Origin of the sequence: Desulfovibrio subterraneus, from assembly GCF_013340285.1 — a bacterium.
Taxonomy (GTDB): Bacteria; Desulfobacterota; Desulfovibrionia; order Desulfovibrionales; family Desulfovibrionaceae; genus Halodesulfovibrio; species Halodesulfovibrio subterraneus.
This window is the reverse complement of the sequence record NZ_BLVO01000016.1, coordinates 119,276-133,409: the sequence shown is the minus strand read 5'-3', so window position 1 is coordinate 133,409 and position 14,134 is coordinate 119,276. Positions and strand designations below refer to the sequence as shown.

General features: G+C 57.8%; 16 protein-coding genes. 7 read left to right on the top strand and 9 right to left on the bottom strand.

Annotated features, from left to right (window positions below; all coding sequences use genetic code 11):
* Positions 1-39 precede the first annotated feature (39 nt).
* From aroE to HUV30_RS15010, 5 genes are all read right to left on the bottom strand, one after another.
* The gene (aroE, locus tag HUV30_RS15030) at positions 40-864 is read right to left on the bottom strand and encodes a shikimate dehydrogenase (protein ID WP_174406324.1); all 825 of its coding nucleotides are present in this window, start codon (positions 862-864) and stop codon (positions 40-42) included.
* Between the two features lie 448 nt (positions 865-1,312).
* A complete protein-coding gene (locus HUV30_RS15025) occupies positions 1,313-1,708 on the bottom strand; it encodes a DUF1987 domain-containing protein (RefSeq protein WP_174406323.1) in 396 nt (131 codons plus the stop codon).
* Between the two features lie 14 nt (positions 1,709-1,722).
* Complete coding sequence (locus HUV30_RS15020) at positions 1,723-2,259, bottom strand: SiaB family protein kinase (RefSeq protein ID WP_174406322.1); 537 nt, start codon at positions 2,257-2,259, stop codon at positions 1,723-1,725.
* Positions 2,260-2,263: 4 nt separating this feature from the next.
* Positions 2,264-3,499: a SpoIIE family protein phosphatase gene (locus HUV30_RS15015; RefSeq protein ID WP_174406321.1), complete on the bottom strand. Its 1,236-nt coding sequence runs from the start codon at positions 3,497-3,499 to the stop codon at positions 2,264-2,266.
* A 7-nt stretch (positions 3,500-3,506) separates the two neighbouring features.
* On the bottom strand, positions 3,507-4,259 hold the full coding sequence (locus tag HUV30_RS15010) for a GGDEF domain-containing protein (protein ID WP_174406320.1): 753 nt from the start codon (positions 4,257-4,259) through the stop codon (positions 3,507-3,509).
* Between the two features lie 187 nt (positions 4,260-4,446).
* Here HUV30_RS15010 and HUV30_RS15005 point away from each other — a divergent pair, with 187 nt between their 5' ends.
* From HUV30_RS15005 to HUV30_RS14980, 6 genes are all read left to right on the top strand, one after another.
* Positions 4,447-5,223: a DUF4198 domain-containing protein gene (locus HUV30_RS15005; protein ID WP_174406319.1), complete on the top strand. Its 777-nt coding sequence runs from the start codon at positions 4,447-4,449 to the stop codon at positions 5,221-5,223.
* Positions 5,224-5,225: 2 nt separating this feature from the next.
* The gene (locus tag HUV30_RS15000) at positions 5,226-5,696 is read left to right on the top strand and encodes a hypothetical protein (protein ID WP_174406318.1); all 471 of its coding nucleotides are present in this window, start codon (positions 5,226-5,228) and stop codon (positions 5,694-5,696) included.
* Positions 5,697-5,974: 278 nt separating this feature from the next.
* Positions 5,975-6,613: a CDP-alcohol phosphatidyltransferase family protein gene (locus tag HUV30_RS14995; RefSeq protein WP_174406317.1), complete on the top strand. Its 639-nt coding sequence runs from the start codon at positions 5,975-5,977 to the stop codon at positions 6,611-6,613.
* Positions 6,614-6,617: 4 nt separating this feature from the next.
* Positions 6,618-7,670 (top strand): phosphatidate cytidylyltransferase, encoded by a 1,053-nt coding sequence (locus HUV30_RS14990; RefSeq protein WP_174406316.1) that lies wholly within the window; start codon positions 6,618-6,620, stop codon positions 7,668-7,670.
* Position 7,671: 1 nt separating this feature from the next.
* Positions 7,672-8,310: a lysophospholipid acyltransferase family protein gene (locus tag HUV30_RS14985; RefSeq protein WP_174406315.1), complete on the top strand. Its 639-nt coding sequence runs from the start codon at positions 7,672-7,674 to the stop codon at positions 8,308-8,310.
* Between the two features lie 354 nt (positions 8,311-8,664).
* The gene (locus tag HUV30_RS14980) at positions 8,665-9,444 is read left to right on the top strand and encodes a hypothetical protein (protein ID WP_174406314.1); all 780 of its coding nucleotides are present in this window, start codon (positions 8,665-8,667) and stop codon (positions 9,442-9,444) included.
* A gap of 68 nt (positions 9,445-9,512) precedes the next feature.
* Here the strand turns inward: HUV30_RS14980 and hisG are convergent, their stop codons facing one another.
* The 4 genes from hisG to HUV30_RS14960 form a co-directional block, all read right to left on the bottom strand.
* Positions 9,513-10,406, bottom strand: coding sequence for an ATP phosphoribosyltransferase (gene hisG / locus HUV30_RS14975; RefSeq protein ID WP_174406313.1), 894 nt, complete (start codon positions 10,404-10,406; stop codon positions 9,513-9,515).
* Positions 10,406-10,822, bottom strand: a complete 417-nt coding sequence (hisI, locus tag HUV30_RS14970) for a phosphoribosyl-AMP cyclohydrolase (RefSeq protein ID WP_174406312.1) — start codon at positions 10,820-10,822, stop codon at positions 10,406-10,408. Before hisI ends, hisG begins: the two co-directional genes overlap by 1 nt.
* Positions 10,823-10,970: 148 nt before the next feature.
* Positions 10,971-11,978, bottom strand: a complete 1,008-nt coding sequence (gene tsaA / locus HUV30_RS14965; RefSeq protein WP_174406932.1) for a tRNA (N6-threonylcarbamoyladenosine(37)-N6)-methyltransferase TrmO — start codon at positions 11,976-11,978, stop codon at positions 10,971-10,973.
* A 374-nt stretch (positions 11,979-12,352) separates the two neighbouring features.
* On the bottom strand, positions 12,353-13,441 hold the full coding sequence (locus HUV30_RS14960; RefSeq protein WP_174406311.1) for a thiamine-phosphate kinase: 1,089 nt from the start codon (positions 13,439-13,441) through the stop codon (positions 12,353-12,355).
* A gap of 213 nt (positions 13,442-13,654) precedes the next feature.
* Between HUV30_RS14960 and HUV30_RS14955 the strand changes: the two genes are divergently transcribed.
* Positions 13,655-14,107, top strand: coding sequence for a MarR family winged helix-turn-helix transcriptional regulator (locus HUV30_RS14955; RefSeq protein ID WP_174406310.1), 453 nt, complete (start codon positions 13,655-13,657; stop codon positions 14,105-14,107).
* The last annotated feature ends 27 nt before the right edge of the window (positions 14,108-14,134 follow it).

Below are 14,134 nucleotides of genomic sequence, written 5' to 3'. Positions count from 1 at the left end.
AATATCCGGACGGGGATACAGATGCTTCTCTTGCCCGCGTTACAGCGACAGTATTTTTCGTATGCAGTCGCGCACTTCTTCGAGAGGCAATTCTGCACCGGTCCAGATGCGAAACTGCTCTCTGCCCTGCGCGGCAAACATATGCAGACCATCCAGCGTCTGCCAGCCTGAGGCGTCTGCTTCTGCAAGAAAACGGGTACGCAGCGGGTTGTACACAAGATCATAGGCAATGCCTCTGCGTCCTGCAAAGGCATCTGCGGGATACGGGGTGCGGTCTGCATTATCGCCGCTCATGCCCAGCGGGGTGGAATTGATTACCAGACCGGCCTGCACCTTCGTGCGGTCATCCCATGGCACCACAGCCGCGCCGAAGGGCTGTGCCACCGCAGCCGCCCGTTCCGGCGAACGGTTGGTTATGGTCACGTTCGCCACGCCCAGCTCGCGCAGTCCGGCAAGCACAGCCTTGGCCGCACCGCCCGCGCCCAGCACAAGCGCACTGTCTATGCTGCCCGCATGCTGCCGCAGGGGGGAGAGAAAACCGGTGATGTCCGTATTATCGCCCATCAGCCTGCCGTTGTCCCAATAGAGGGTGTTCACGGCGCCCACGGCCTGCGCCAGCGGGGTAATGCCGTCCAGCATGGGCATGACCGTTTCCTTGTGCGGGATGGTCACGCTGGCACCGGAAAGAGGCAGAGTGCGGAAGGCCGCAACAAAGTCCGCCAGCTTTTCAGCCGGGGTGGGAAACGCCATATATGCGGCCGCAATGCCACACCGTTCAAACCCCCAGTTATGCAGGGCGGGACTCATGGTATGACCGAGCGGATGCCCGATGATGCCGTAGAGCTTTTCAGGAATACGAGTCATGTTCTGTCGCCTTGTCTGTCTGGGGTTATCGCGATTATCGGGGGAATCATACCCGCGGTGCCACCATGCACCGCACCAGAAGCACAGTGCCGCGAGCAGCAGGTCTGGTCAAGGGGGCCAGCTTCAACGAACGTCCGGTAACGATCCGAGAAGGTCTGACAAGGGATCGGACAAGACACGGGACTAGGGGTGCCAGTTATCCAACAAGGACCGGTTCGCAGATCAGATTACAGGATCTGTCGACAGAACAGGCTACCTGACAGGTAACCTGACAGATCACATGACAGACCTATGTAGCAGGCCATGTAACAGGTCACGTAACGACCGGACACGACGGCAGGCCCGCACCCCGAATTCCCGGGGCCGGACCTGTCAAACGCGAGAGAGTCCCGCGCAATGCAATCGTCCCTGCCGCATATGCCGGCAGAGTCTGCGGAACGGGTATGGATCAGGCAGCCACCGGCACCAGCTCAAAGGCCATGTGCTGCACATCTTCTTGAAATTCCTCACCGCATTCGAGGGCCGTTTCATTTTCCTCATGATAGCGCCAGCGCACACTCACGGGCTTGCCCGCCTGCGCCGCGCCGTCCAGAAGATCAAAAAGGTCCATGAACGCCTTGGAGCTGGAGCTGTTGAAATAGATGATCTCCATATCCAGTACCATGGGCTCGGATTGCGAGGCGGCAAGGTAATCACGCAACCAGTCGAACACAGGCTCATAAAAGCGTGCGCAGTTTTCGGGATACGATTCCCCGCGCAGGCTCATGCTGTGCGTCTCCGGGTTGAAATCTATGGCGGGAGACGACTTGGTCGGCTCCACGATGAAGTGTCTCAGGGAACTCATGTATGCCTCTCTTCCTATACATGCACCTTCACGGCAAAGAAGGATGTCTCGTCGTCTATGGGATCAAAACGGTATTGCAGCGGACGGCTGGCCTTGCGGGCCATTTCAATGAACCCCAATCCGGCCCCGCAGGAATCCTCGTCCGGTCCCTTGCGACGCTGTTCCTTGTAGTAGGCCTTGAGTTCTTCGCGCGACATGCCGTTCACAATGTCTATGCGCTCGCGGATGCGGGCCTCGCGGTTGCGGCTGACGGGATTGCCGCACGCCACATAGAATTCCTCGCCGTTGCGGCCGACCATGATCTGGCCGGTACCCATGCACACTGCGGGGGTACAGATATCCTGCGCGTAGCAGATGACATTCTGCATCTGTTCCACCAGAACGGAAAACACCTTCTGGGCCAGCTGCATGCCGTTATCCTCAAGCACCATCTTGCGGCGCATCATGTCGCCGACACCTTCCACCACGCTCTGCGAAATGGGGCCATTGTAATACAGCACCACCCCCTCGCGGCTCATGGTTTCATGATAGGAAAGCATGTTCATATTCATTTCACTACCTTGTATGCATCATAAAACCGAGCACGGTCACGTCGTCCCGACGCGCCTCACGCCCCATGTATTCCTTGAACTGCTCTTCCAGCAGAACCTTCTGCCGGTCAAAAGGCAGTTCGCCGCATCGGCTGACAAAATCTTTGAAACGGCTCTTGCCGAAAGGCAGGTGCTTCACACCGCCCACCTGATCGACAAGCCCGTCGGAAAGGCAATAAAACCGCATGCCGGGCGCAATGCGCAGCGACTGGCTGGAAAAGACATGATCTTCGGGCGTGCGCACATAGCCCGCCCCGCAGCGATCTCCCTTTATTTCCAGCACCTCGCCCTGCACGGACCGCACATAGAGCGAGCTGCGCGCACCGGCAAAGTGCAGCATGCCGTCAGCAACATCCACATAGACCACGGCGCAGTCCATGCCGTCGTCTGAAAGAGGGTTCTCACGGTCCTGCGCCAGCGCCTGACGGATGGACCTGTTCATGGCACCGATCACGGCGGCGGGGTCGCCCTGCATGGCGTTCACCTCAAGCCGCTCGAACAGCGAATGCACAATGAGCGTCATGAACGCGCCGGGTACGCCGTGCCCCGTGCAATCCACCACGGCCAGAAACAATCCCCGCTCCGTGCGCTTTACCCAGTAGGCATCGCCGCCCACGGCATCACGCTGGTCCCAGATGAGAAAATGATCGGCAAACAGTTCATGCAGGGTCTGCTTGGAAGGCAAAAAGGCATTCTGGATGAGCCCTGCGTATTCGATGGACTGCACAAGCTGCTCCTGCGCGGCGTGCAGATTGCGCATGGCACCGTTCAGGGCTCGCTGACGGCTGTCTATGATGTGCCCTATCCAGAACATGTTGTAGCGCAAGGCCTGCAGCGCATCGCCCCCTTCCGGCTCGGTGGGCGGCTCGGCAAAGGGTGTGAGGTTGCCGGTTTTCATCTGCTCGCACAGGGCGTTCAGTTCCCGCACGTTACGCAGCACCAGCAGGTCGGAAAACCAGTGAGAGAGCGGCATGAGCATGATGAACCCGAGGGCTATCCACCCTGCAAGAATATTGATCATCTCGGTATGCGCCTGCCCTTCCATGGCAATGAGCAGGGCAAGGGGGCATACGATGAGGCACAGCACGAGAATGCAGCGCATCTTGCTCACCGTGCGCACGCCGGAGAGCAGGCCTGAACCATGGCAGCCCTTGCGCAGCGAGCACACCCGCTGCGGAGCTTCTTGTTTTCTGATTCGCATGAGGCACCTATTGAGTGGGATGGCCGTTGGCGGCGGAAGAGCAGATGGGCGTGCAGGCCGGACCGGGGTAACGCTCTACCCTGTTGCGGCCGTTCTTCTTGGCGGCGTACAGGGCAACATCTGCCCGCTTGAGCAAAGCATCGACATCCATGCTGCGTTCACATGGGCTGACGGTGGTGCACCCCACGGACAGCGTAACCTGCACCGCGAAATCATCAACCCTGAGCAGGCGGTTTTCCGCGGCGGCGCGCACCCGTTCGGAGATGATGGCCGCCTCGCGGCAGTCCGTTTCCGGCAGAAGCACCACGAACTCTTCGCCTCCGAAACGGGCGGCAACGTCGTGGGCGCGTACGGATGTACGCAGCACATCCGCTATTTCCTGCAGAACCTTGTCGCCCACATCGTGGCCCCAGGTGTCGTTTACGGATTTGAAATGATCCGCATCGATCAGCAGAAGGGTCAGGGGCATGCCTGTCCTGCGGGAACGGGAAAATTCGCGACGCGCCTGATCCATGAAATATCTGCGGTTATCCAGTCCGGTCAGGGCATCGGTGCGGGCCATATGGGTCAGCTCATCATTGAGCGTGCTCAGCTGGGCCTGCATGCGGTCGCCCATGGTGACGAGCCTGCGTGATTGCCGCAGCAGCTTGCGGGCCACGTCCAGCAGCTCACCGAAGGGGGCCTCCGCTTCCGTGCCGGTCAGCACGGAGGCCAGAAACTCCTCCGCCCGTTCAATGCATTCTTCTTCTTTCTGGTACATGAGTGTGTTCAGTCCCTCCCCTAGCGTCATGGGGCCATTGGTAGTGAAAATGAAAATCAAAATCAATATATTTTTTCACTAAAAGATAACCCGCCTGATTCACGAAACTTTGATTGAACAACAATGCGTGACACCTTTTGCTATTTTGTGCTACTTGTCGCCTTACAAAAACTCACAGGAGGATGCGATGAAACGTTTTCCCATTACCATGCTCGGACTTGCTCTGCTTCTCGCCTCGGCACTTCCCGCCTATGCACATGAATTTCTTGTTGTTCCCCAATACTGGAACACCTACACAGCCGGACAGGAACTGCCCATAAGCCTTGGGGCATCACATGTGTTCATGAAAAGTGAAGAGTTGGAAGATGCCGCCAGCGTGCAGGCCAGCTACCTTGGCAAGCAGGTTCCCCTGAAGGCCGATGAAGCATTCAAGTCCTATACGGGCGTTGTTACCCTGAAGGGAGGCGGTGCAGCCGTCATTCGCGGGCACCGGCTCGGCGAAATATGGAGCAAGACCCCCAAGGGCATTCTCAAGGGTGACCGTGCATCGCTGCCGGGGGTGATATGGTCGCGCAAATACGAGAAATTCAGCAAGACCCTGCTGGCCGTGGACGGCAAGACCGATGGCTGGAACACCGTGGTGGGCGACGAGCTTGAGATTGTGCCGCTCAATAACCCGCTTGCCCTGAAGCCGGGCGATATTCTCAAGGTGCGCATTCTCCACAAGGGCAAGCCCGTTTCTCCGGAGGCCGTAACCGCAACCTATGACGGCTTCACCGACCTGCCCAACACCTATGCCTGCTTTACCGAACCCTATGGCGAAGGCGAAGCCGCCCTGCCCATATCCGCTCCGGGCCTGTGGATGGTGCGCGTGCAGTATGCCGTGGATGAAAAGGACGGCAACTACGAGCAGCACGTCATGCGTGCCACGCTGGTATTCCCTGTACGCGGGGCGGCGCACTAGCCATGCGCAGACTGTTGTTTGCCATTGCCCTGATGGTCATTAACGCCAGCCCCGCCTTCGGGCATGGTGTGAGTTACGGCATGGCGGAATCAAAGGCCCTGACCGTGTTCTTTGCCTACAGTGGCAACGAGCCCATGTCGTATGTTCCCGTGCTGGTGTTCGGCCCGCAGAGCACACCTGACCTTGAGTTCCAGAACGGCAGGACGGACGCACAGGGCAAGTTTGCCTTTGTTCCGGACAGGTCGGGTGAATGGCGGGTGGAGGCATCGGACGGCACAGGCCACAAGGGCGTGATGACCGTTACCGTGACGGAAGACATGCTTACATCCGGTGACGCCACTTCCGGTGACGGCGCATACAGTGCGGCCCAGTCTGCGGGAACACCGCCCATGGCCGAACGCACCATTCTGGGGTTGAGCCTGCTGGCCAACCTGTGCCTTGCAGGCCTGCTGCTCAGACGGCGCAAGGGATAGCTCCGGAAACCCATGCAGTACATGAGGGGAGAAGGCACAATTGCCTTCTCCCCTTTTCGTCAGCCATGCAGAAATAGTACACCGGCCTGCAAGTCTTACAGCAAGATCTCAGACCACAATATACTATTTCATGTATTTCTTGCTTCAAGCATCTCATTGCGATACGGCAGATATTCAATCCGGCAACGGATGGTGAACAACGCTGGCCAAACTCTGTAACAAACGTGACATGATCCGCATGCCGGGGGGCTGGCGGTCATGGAACGCGGTATATTTTCATGCTGTATCTGCAAAAAGGCAATTTCCAGAAGGTCGTTCGCTGGCTGGGTGGATCATGGATGACGGCCAATCAGGCAACAATACTTGGTATGGTCTTCGTTTTTCTTGTGGCCCTGTCGCTTTTTCTGGGCCTTCGCTTTGAGGCATGCCGCTGGATGCTGGTGTTCACGCCGGTATTCCTTGTCCTGCGCATGGCAATGAACGCGCTGGACGGCATGCTTGCCAGAGAATACCAGACCGGCAGCGTGGCCGGTGAACTTTGCAACGAAGCTCTGGACGTGATCGGCGATACCATATGCTACGGCGTGCTTCTGTTCGTGCCGCAGCTGCCGGACATGCCCGTATTCATATTCATCGTGCTTATCTGGATGGCGGAATACTTCGGCGTGCTGGGCAAAAGCCTGCCCGGAGGTGTGCGTCGGCACGAGACCTTCTTCGGCGGCAAGCCCGACCGCGCCATCTGGATAGGTGCATTCGCCCTGCTCTGCTATATCTTCCCCGGTTTCATCGAATACGGCGGCATATACATCAGCATTGTCTGCTGCTTCGTGCTGATGACGAGCCTGGTGCGCATAAAAAAGACGCTCAAGGTCGCCGAAGGCAAGAAGTACGAATCCTATACGTGGATAGGCAGGTAGCGGCATGACCCTGCTCAACAAGCTGGTGCTTCTTGTTGCCATTGGCGCTTCCTTTGTGCTGCTGCACATGAAGGGCCAGACCGAGATGCTCTGGATAATGGCCGTTCTGGTGGGTATTCTCTCGCTGTTCTCCATCATCTGGCGCGTCATGGAAGCCAAGGAAATGGCCATGGGGCCGGAAATCCGCGACAGGACCATAACATGGTGGTGGATGGTGGCCGTTTTCATGCTGGCCCTTTCCACCCACCGCATTGTCTCGTTCCTGTTTCTGGGGTTCCTGTCCTTTGCTGCGCTGCGCGAATACTATTCCATGCTGCCCATGCACGAGAAGGCGGGAGACAAGGTTCTCTCCTTCAAAGACAGGGGCGCCATTCTCGCAAGCTATCTGGCCATTCCCACCATCATTCTCCTGGCCTACATAGAGTGGTACAATCTCTTCATCATTCTTGTTCCGGTCTATGTCTTTCTGCTCATCCCCATACTGTTCATATTGCAGAACCGGACACAGGGCTGCCTGAAGTCCATGGGAGTAATCGCGCTGGGCTTCATGTTCTTTGTCCACAACTTCGGACACTGCCTCTTCATGATCAACATGGGCCCCATCGTGCTCATGTATTGCATTGCGCTGACGGAAGCCCGTGACCTGCTCTCCTTCTGGGTGGGCAAGGGGCTGGCCCGCAAGGCTGCAGCAATGCCTAAAGGCAAACTCAGATCGTTCCTTGAGCGCAAGATCGCGGCAGAGATCAGCCCCAAGAAAACATGGGCCGCAGGGCTTGTTTCCGCCGTGCTCATCGCCCTGCTCTCGCTGGTGTTCGTTCCCCTCATGCCGGACTTCCCGGATGGAAGGATGTCGTATGCCTACAGTGCTCTTGTCGGCTTCATGATAGGCATGCTCGGCCTGTTCGGCGATCTGGCCTTTTCCATGGTCAAACGCGATATCGGGGTCAAGGATTCCGGCTCGTCTCTGCCCGGACACGGAGGCATCATCGACCGGATAGACAGTCTGGTCTTCACGGTTCCCATCGTCTTTCACCTTATCTACTGGCAGTATTTCTAAGATGCTGCGCGTTTGTCTGCATGCGGTCTGCCGCTGTCTCATTGCGCTGCTCTTCGGGTATCCGGCCGTGCGGTCGACCTGCCGCAGCCAGTGCATTGTGGTGGCCAACCATAACAGCCATCTTGATACGGTAATGCTTCTGCGGCTGTTCCCCCTCAGCCTCATAAACCGCGTCAAGGTTGTGGCGGCAGGTGATTACTTCAGTCACGGTCTTGGAGGAATGGCGGGCAAGGCGCTCTTCAACATGCTGCTGCTCGACAGGCGGGCAAAAAACGCCGCCAACGCCATGGAACCGCTGCATCAGGCCCTGCGCGAAGGCTATTCGCTGGTGCTGTTCCCCGAAGGTACTCGCGGCAAGCCCGGTGAGTTGCAGGAATTCAAAGGCGGCATAGGCAAGCTTGCGATGGAGTTTCCCGACATTCCTGTCTATCCGGTCTGCATACACGGGGTGGAAAAGAGCCTGCCGCGCGGCGGAATCATTCCCGTTCCCTTTGCCATACGCCTTGAACTGCTCGATCCGGTCTTTGGGCGGGATTACGCCGCGCTCGGCCCATCGCAAGGGCGCAAGGCCCTGTCCGCCACGCTGGAGCAATCCATCAGAACAGCGCTGGACCGGAACAGGCCGACGGCGACAGAGTAGAATCATTCGACATCTCAAAAAAGGGAGGCCAAACGGCCTCCCTTATCAGTTTCCAACGTGGCATACATTATCATCGGCTATATTTCAAAACAGATATAGAGTCAGTGCGGCTCTGTATCTCTCGCCTCATATTCCCCTCTTTTCCGCCTCTTCCCGAACGCCACATAAGACGCATGCGCTCTACTCCATTACTGGGCCTTCTATCCGGCAATCCTTTAACTGGAGGGAAGTTACATGGCTTTATCGTGGTGGAAGGTATCCTTACTTCCGCTCTGCTTCAGCCTACTTTGCGGCTGCGGCGGCGGTCTGTACGTCGTTAACGACGTGCACGTCATGAATAAAACCGATGGCACAATGTTCACCAAAAACAAAAATGGAGAGTTGTTCATTGACGTTTCCAGCGACGAGTTCACGAAGCTGGCGGCAATCGCCTCTCACACTGAGGCCAAAGAGCAAAAGGACAGCGGTTCTGCCGCGTCCTCTCAGGGAACAGAGGGAACCGCCCCTGTTGCAGGCAAATCAGGAACACAGGATAAATACGCCAACCTGAGCCCCAAACAGGCCCGCAATCAGATTCTTCGGTCATACATCATGCTTTCGGACCTGCGCTGCGAGAAACATAAAGGCGACATTCTTGCCAATGCAGCGTCTCTTAACGTCGGCTTCGGCACACTCACCACAATTCTCGCAGGAACCGCCACTTTTGCGGGAGGCGAGGGCACCAAGTCGGTTCTTGCCGGAACCGCAGCCATGGCCAACAGCGAGCGGTCCCTCTTCAACGAAGAGATTTATTACAACGCCCTCGCCATAGCCATAACCCGGGCCATTGACCTTGACCGCAACAGCAAGCGTACTGCCCTTCAGCAGGGCATGGACAAGAAAACTTCTGAATATTCCATAGACACCGGCATGATGGATGCTCTGCAGTACCACAACGCCTGTTCCTTTATGAACGGCCTCAAAGCCATTAGTTCCGCCATAGAACACCGCAAACTCACCAAGGAAGAGCTGGAGGACCAGTTCAAGTTTGTTGAGACCCAACTAAAGCAAAGAGAATCAGACAAAGAGAGTGCTTCCTACAAACTCCTTGAAAAGAAAAAGGAGATGCTGGAAATGCAGATTATCTCCTTCTGATCCGCAAAATAAAAGGGAGGCCAAACGGCCTCCCTTCATTGTTTCATCCTGATGTGCGCAGCAGGCTGCTACACGATCTTGTTCAGCGAGTACTCGATAATGCCTTCTGCACCGGCGTCTACCAGCTGGGGAATGAGATCGCGCACGATGCGGCGGTCCACAACGATTTCCACGGCAAGCCAGTGGGAATCCTTGAGCTGGGACACGGTCGGCGAATTCAGCGAGGGCAGAAGAGAGAGAATGGCATCCTGCTTGTCGCCGGGTACGTTCATCTTCAGTCCCACAAGGTCGTCCGCGCGCAATGCGCCCTGCAGCAGCAGGTCTATCTGCTGAATCTTCTTACGCTTCCACGGGTCTTCCCACGTGGCCTTGTTGGCAATAAGCTGGGTGTTGGTCACCAGCACGTCATCAATGATGCGCAGGCCATGGGCGCGGATGGTAGTGCCGGTTTCGGTCACTTCCACAATGGCGTCGGCGAGCCCTTCAACCACCTTGGCTTCCGTGGCGCCCCACGAATAGAACACCTCTACCGGAATGCCCAGATCGGCAAAATACTTCTTGGTCACACCGAGCAGTTCCGTGGCAATGCGCTTGCCCGCAAGGTCTTCCGGCTTCCGGTAGGGAGCATCTCCGGCCACGGCCAGAACCCAGCGCGCGGGACGGTTGGATACCTTGGAGTACACAAGGTCGGAAACCACATGCACGTCTGCGCCGGTTTCCAGCAGCCAGTCCTTACCGGTGAGGCCCACGTCCAGAATGCCGTCTTGAATGTAATGAGGAATCTCCTGCACGCGGCACAGGCGGCAGGTGATCTCGGGATCGTTGATTTCGGGGAAATAGTTGCGATGATGCTGACGCACCTTCCAGCCGCAGCGTTCAAAGAGATTGAGGGTGGAATCCTGAAGGGAACCCTTGGGAATGCCGAGCTTGATCTGACGCTGGTTGTTCTGGTCCTGGGACATTATTTATAGACCTCCTTGGGGTCGAATACGAGGGGTGAGCAGATGGACACGTTGCCATCCTTGCGTTCACGATAAAAACAGCTTCTGTACCCTTTGTGACAGGCCGCGCCACCAATCTGATCCACGAGCAGCAGAATGGTATCGCTGTCGCAGTCAAGGCGGACGGCCTCGATATGTTGGGTATGGCCTGATGTCCCGCCCTTATGCCACAGGGTGCCACGGCTGCGGCTCCAGTAATGGGCTTCGCCGGTTTCCAGAGTCTTGTTCCAGGATTCTTCGTTCATGTAGGCCATCATCAGCACCTCGCCGGTGGCGTGGTCCTGTGCGATGGCGGGAAGAAGTCCTCCGCCCTTGGCAAAGTCAGGGGCGAAGTCCGGGGCAAAATCAGGGGAACCATCAGGATTCTTGGCTGCCATAACCTCTAATGTCCTTATGCGTTATCTCACCGTGCAGGTTGCTGCAGGCACAGGAATGTGCGCCCGCACAAGCGTGAGGGTGGAAGGGCCGAGTACCGCGTTTATTACGATTTTGCAAGCTGCGGAGCCGCATGAAACGGGAATGCCGCTATTCCTTGACAAGAACGTCAAGGTGCACGCCCGCAAGATGCTCTATCTCTTCGCTCAGCGCCAGCGCCCATGCGGGGTCCGGCCCCCAGCAGGCAAGCCCGTGGCGTTCCAGATAGATGCCTTCATGCTGGAGTGCGGCGACACCGGCATCACGCGCCAGAGCCTGCGTTCCGGGTTCATTGTCGCGTATGCTGGTGAATTTTGCCCGGATAAGGTCGGATTCGAATATGGGCAGGCGCAGCATATCCTGCACAGGCACACGCACACCAAGCGCCAGCAGCTTGGGCGGGTGCGTGTGCACCACGGCCTGTGCCTGCGGCTGGTTGCGGTAGATTTCCAGATGCATGCCTGCCTCGGAAGAAGGTTTGCCACCTGCCAGCACTTCACCGGTGACAATATTCATGAGAGCAAGGTCGCCCGGCTTGAGGTTGCCCTTGGCCGAACCGGTGCAGGTGATAAGGCAGTTTTCGCCCAGCCGCATGGAAACATTGCCGTTGAAGCCGGAAAGCAGCCTGCGCTGCCATGCACGGCGGCACACATCGCGCAGCATATCCGCCTCGCGTGAGGGAATGCCGCCGCCCCATGTGGTGCGGGCATCCTGCTCGCCCCTGCGCTGGATGAATTCCGATTTGATGTCGATGACCGGCGTACCGTCTATCACTTCCAGCGGGAACACACGCAGCAGATTGCGCTTGATCTCAAGAATGCGCACCTCGTGCATGCCCACCGGATTGGGACGTGCAGGAGAACGGGTGTTGAACACCCCGCGTTTCGGGCGGTCCGTGTCACCACGGGGATGCACAGCCAGCACCTCGCGGTCCGCCTGATGCATCCATGTCAGCAGCGTCACATTCTGGCCTTCCACAAGGGAATCCAGTCCGGGAACAAAGGCTTCATTAATTTCCACCCACGCCTCCGGCGCACCTTCGTCGCCCTGCTTGGGGCATTCTTCAAGGCGCTTCAGCGACGAGCTGACCGTACCGATAATCTGCAACTCCCTGTCCATTCCTTTCTCCCTCATGCGGTGCCGTGATTCCGGGCTTCATCCTTCATGCTGTATATGCTCTGACGATACAAGGAGCAACTGCAGAGCCGTTTTTAAATATTCTTCGACAGTGTACAAGGCCTTCCGCTTCTTCACGCTCAGGTGCAATCATTCTCTGAAAGCCCCACATGCCAATTGCATGCGCTTCGCATGCTGGCGAGACACATGCCAGACAACGAACAGCAGGGGCGAGGCAGGGGAGTCCAGAGGGGCCTTGCTGAGGGGCGGCACGCCCCGGCTGAGGCCTCTCTGGTCCCGCCGAAGGCGCAACGGACCAGACGAGTCACATAACAATCTACGCTAGCAGCACAACATAAGAGCCGAGCAGAATCGCCTTAGGCAAAATGATCAAACCCGCACGGCTCCCACGGCATGCCGTTCAACATATGCACATCACCCTTGGCAACATGCCCCAGCACGCGCACCCCAGGCAGCACCGTACGCAGACCTTCCAGCCACTCGGGCGGGCAGGTGCCGACAAGTGCATAATCCTCTCCCCCAAGCGTGGCCTGCTCAAGAGCGTGCAGGTCGTTGGCAAGGCAGTAGGTGGCAATCTCTTCGTGCACGGCCTCTTCCGGAATCTCCAGCTCAACGCACAACTGGCTGCCCTTGTCGGTGCCGACCAGACGCGGCAGGTCGCGCGCAAGACCGTCGGAAAGGTCCATGAGCCCCATACGCGGCTCGCCACCCTGCACCGCCGCATAGCGGGCAATGGCTTGTCCGTCTGCCACTCTGGGCACAGGGCGCAGATGCGCCCGCACGGCACGGGGATACAGATTTTCCGCATCACGGCCCATGCTTTCCAGCGCCATGAGCCCGATACGGGCAAGCCCGAAATCGCCGGTTATGAACACCACATCGCCAGCCTTGGCCACGGAGCGGTGCAGAAACGGCACGCTTCCCTGCTCCGAGGCCGCAGGGCCACCCCATACCGAGACGGAAACGCCCAACACGGGCGCCTTGCTCAGGTCGCCCCCTGTCAGGGCAACACCATGTTCGCGCGCAAGCTCGGCCATACCTTCAAAAAAGGCATCCCAATACGCTTCCGTTCCCATGGGCGCACCGTTCAGAACGCACTGGGCATCGGCACCACCGACCACGCCCTCGGCAGGATCAGCCGACGCCTCTTCGCGGTCTGCGGGCGGCACCATAAGGCCGAGGCTGAACCCCAGCGGAACCGCGCCCGATGCGGCAAGGTCGCTCAGATTTACGGCAAGGGACTTGTACCCGATATCCGCGGGCGAAAAATAGCTGCATCGGAAATGGATGCCTTCCAGAAACAGGTCGCTGGAAAGGCTCATCCGTTCAGGGCATGCGAGAACAGCGCAGTCATCCCCCCTGCCGCGCACCATGTGCGGGTGCTCGTTGGGGAAATGCCGGTCGATGCAGGCGAGAAATGCGGCTTCGGATGTAAATCGGCTCATGTATCGAAACTCCTTGCGGAAGATAAATAACGGAGAAATGAACCGGCCCGGGAGCACCCTTGCAAAGCTGGCGGCTCCGGAAGCTTCGGCATTTGCTCATGGTACACAGATGTGCGAGAATTGAAAAGAACACCCGCCGGAACAGGCTTCCGCACCGGACAAAGGAACACGATTCCATTTGACAGAACACTGTCAAAATGACAATCTTCTGTCATGATGCACAACAGAACACCTGAAGGCGATGAATATACCCGCCTGCTCCTTGCCACCTTCCGTCTGAACGGACGGCTCATCGCGGCCGGAGACGAACTGACCCGCGAGCATGGCCTTTCGAGCGCACTGTGGCAGGTGATGGGAGCATTGAAGAACGCCCCGCTGCCCGTACCGCGGATTGCAGACATCATGGGGCTGACGCGGCAAAGTGTGCAACGCTCTGTAAACGTACTCTTTGAACGCGGACTGGTCTCCTTTGCGGCCAATCCGTCGCACAAGAAGGCCAAGCTGGTCATGCTCACCGCAAAAGGGCAGGAAACCCTGAACACCATACATCAAAAGCAGGTGCTCTGGGCAAATGACATTGCCCGCGGGCTGGACCCCATCGCCCTGCACAAGGCGGCGAATCTGCTGGAATCGCTCGTGGAACGGCTTGAACATTCCGGAACCTGAAACTCATGCGCGGCGCATACCCGCATA

Coding starts and splice junctions, on each gene's coding strand:
- aroE (WP_174406324.1), bottom strand. CDS start 864: ATGACTCGTATTCCTGAAAAGCTCTACGGCATCATCGGGCATCCGCTC.
- HUV30_RS15025 (WP_174406323.1), bottom strand. CDS start 1,708: ATGAGTTCCCTGAGACACTTCATCGTGGAGCCGACCAAGTCGTCTCCC.
- HUV30_RS15020 (WP_174406322.1), bottom strand. CDS start 2,259: ATGAATATGAACATGCTTTCCTATCATGAAACCATGAGCCGCGAGGGG.
- HUV30_RS15015 (WP_174406321.1), bottom strand. CDS start 3,499: ATGCGAATCAGAAAACAAGAAGCTCCGCAGCGGGTGTGCTCGCTGCGC.
- HUV30_RS15010 (WP_174406320.1), bottom strand. CDS start 4,259: ATGTACCAGAAAGAAGAAGAATGCATTGAACGGGCGGAGGAGTTTCTG.
- HUV30_RS15005 (WP_174406319.1), top strand. CDS start 4,447: ATGAAACGTTTTCCCATTACCATGCTCGGACTTGCTCTGCTTCTCGCC.
- HUV30_RS15000 (WP_174406318.1), top strand. CDS start 5,226: ATGCGCAGACTGTTGTTTGCCATTGCCCTGATGGTCATTAACGCCAGC.
- HUV30_RS14995 (WP_174406317.1), top strand. CDS start 5,975: ATGCTGTATCTGCAAAAAGGCAATTTCCAGAAGGTCGTTCGCTGGCTG.
- HUV30_RS14990 (WP_174406316.1), top strand. CDS start 6,618: ATGACCCTGCTCAACAAGCTGGTGCTTCTTGTTGCCATTGGCGCTTCC.
- HUV30_RS14985 (WP_174406315.1), top strand. CDS start 7,672: ATGCTGCGCGTTTGTCTGCATGCGGTCTGCCGCTGTCTCATTGCGCTG.
- HUV30_RS14980 (WP_174406314.1), top strand. CDS start 8,665: ATGTTCACCAAAAACAAAAATGGAGAGTTGTTCATTGACGTTTCCAGC.
- hisG (WP_174406313.1), bottom strand. CDS start 10,406: ATGTCCCAGGACCAGAACAACCAGCGTCAGATCAAGCTCGGCATTCCC.
- hisI (WP_174406312.1), bottom strand. CDS start 10,822: ATGGCAGCCAAGAATCCTGATGGTTCCCCTGATTTTGCCCCGGACTTC.
- tsaA (WP_174406932.1), bottom strand. CDS start 11,978: ATGGACAGGGAGTTGCAGATTATCGGTACGGTCAGCTCGTCGCTGAAG.
- HUV30_RS14960 (WP_174406311.1), bottom strand. CDS start 13,441: ATGAGCCGATTTACATCCGAAGCCGCATTTCTCGCCTGCATCGACCGG.
- HUV30_RS14955 (WP_174406310.1), top strand. CDS start 13,655: ATGATGCACAACAGAACACCTGAAGGCGATGAATATACCCGCCTGCTC.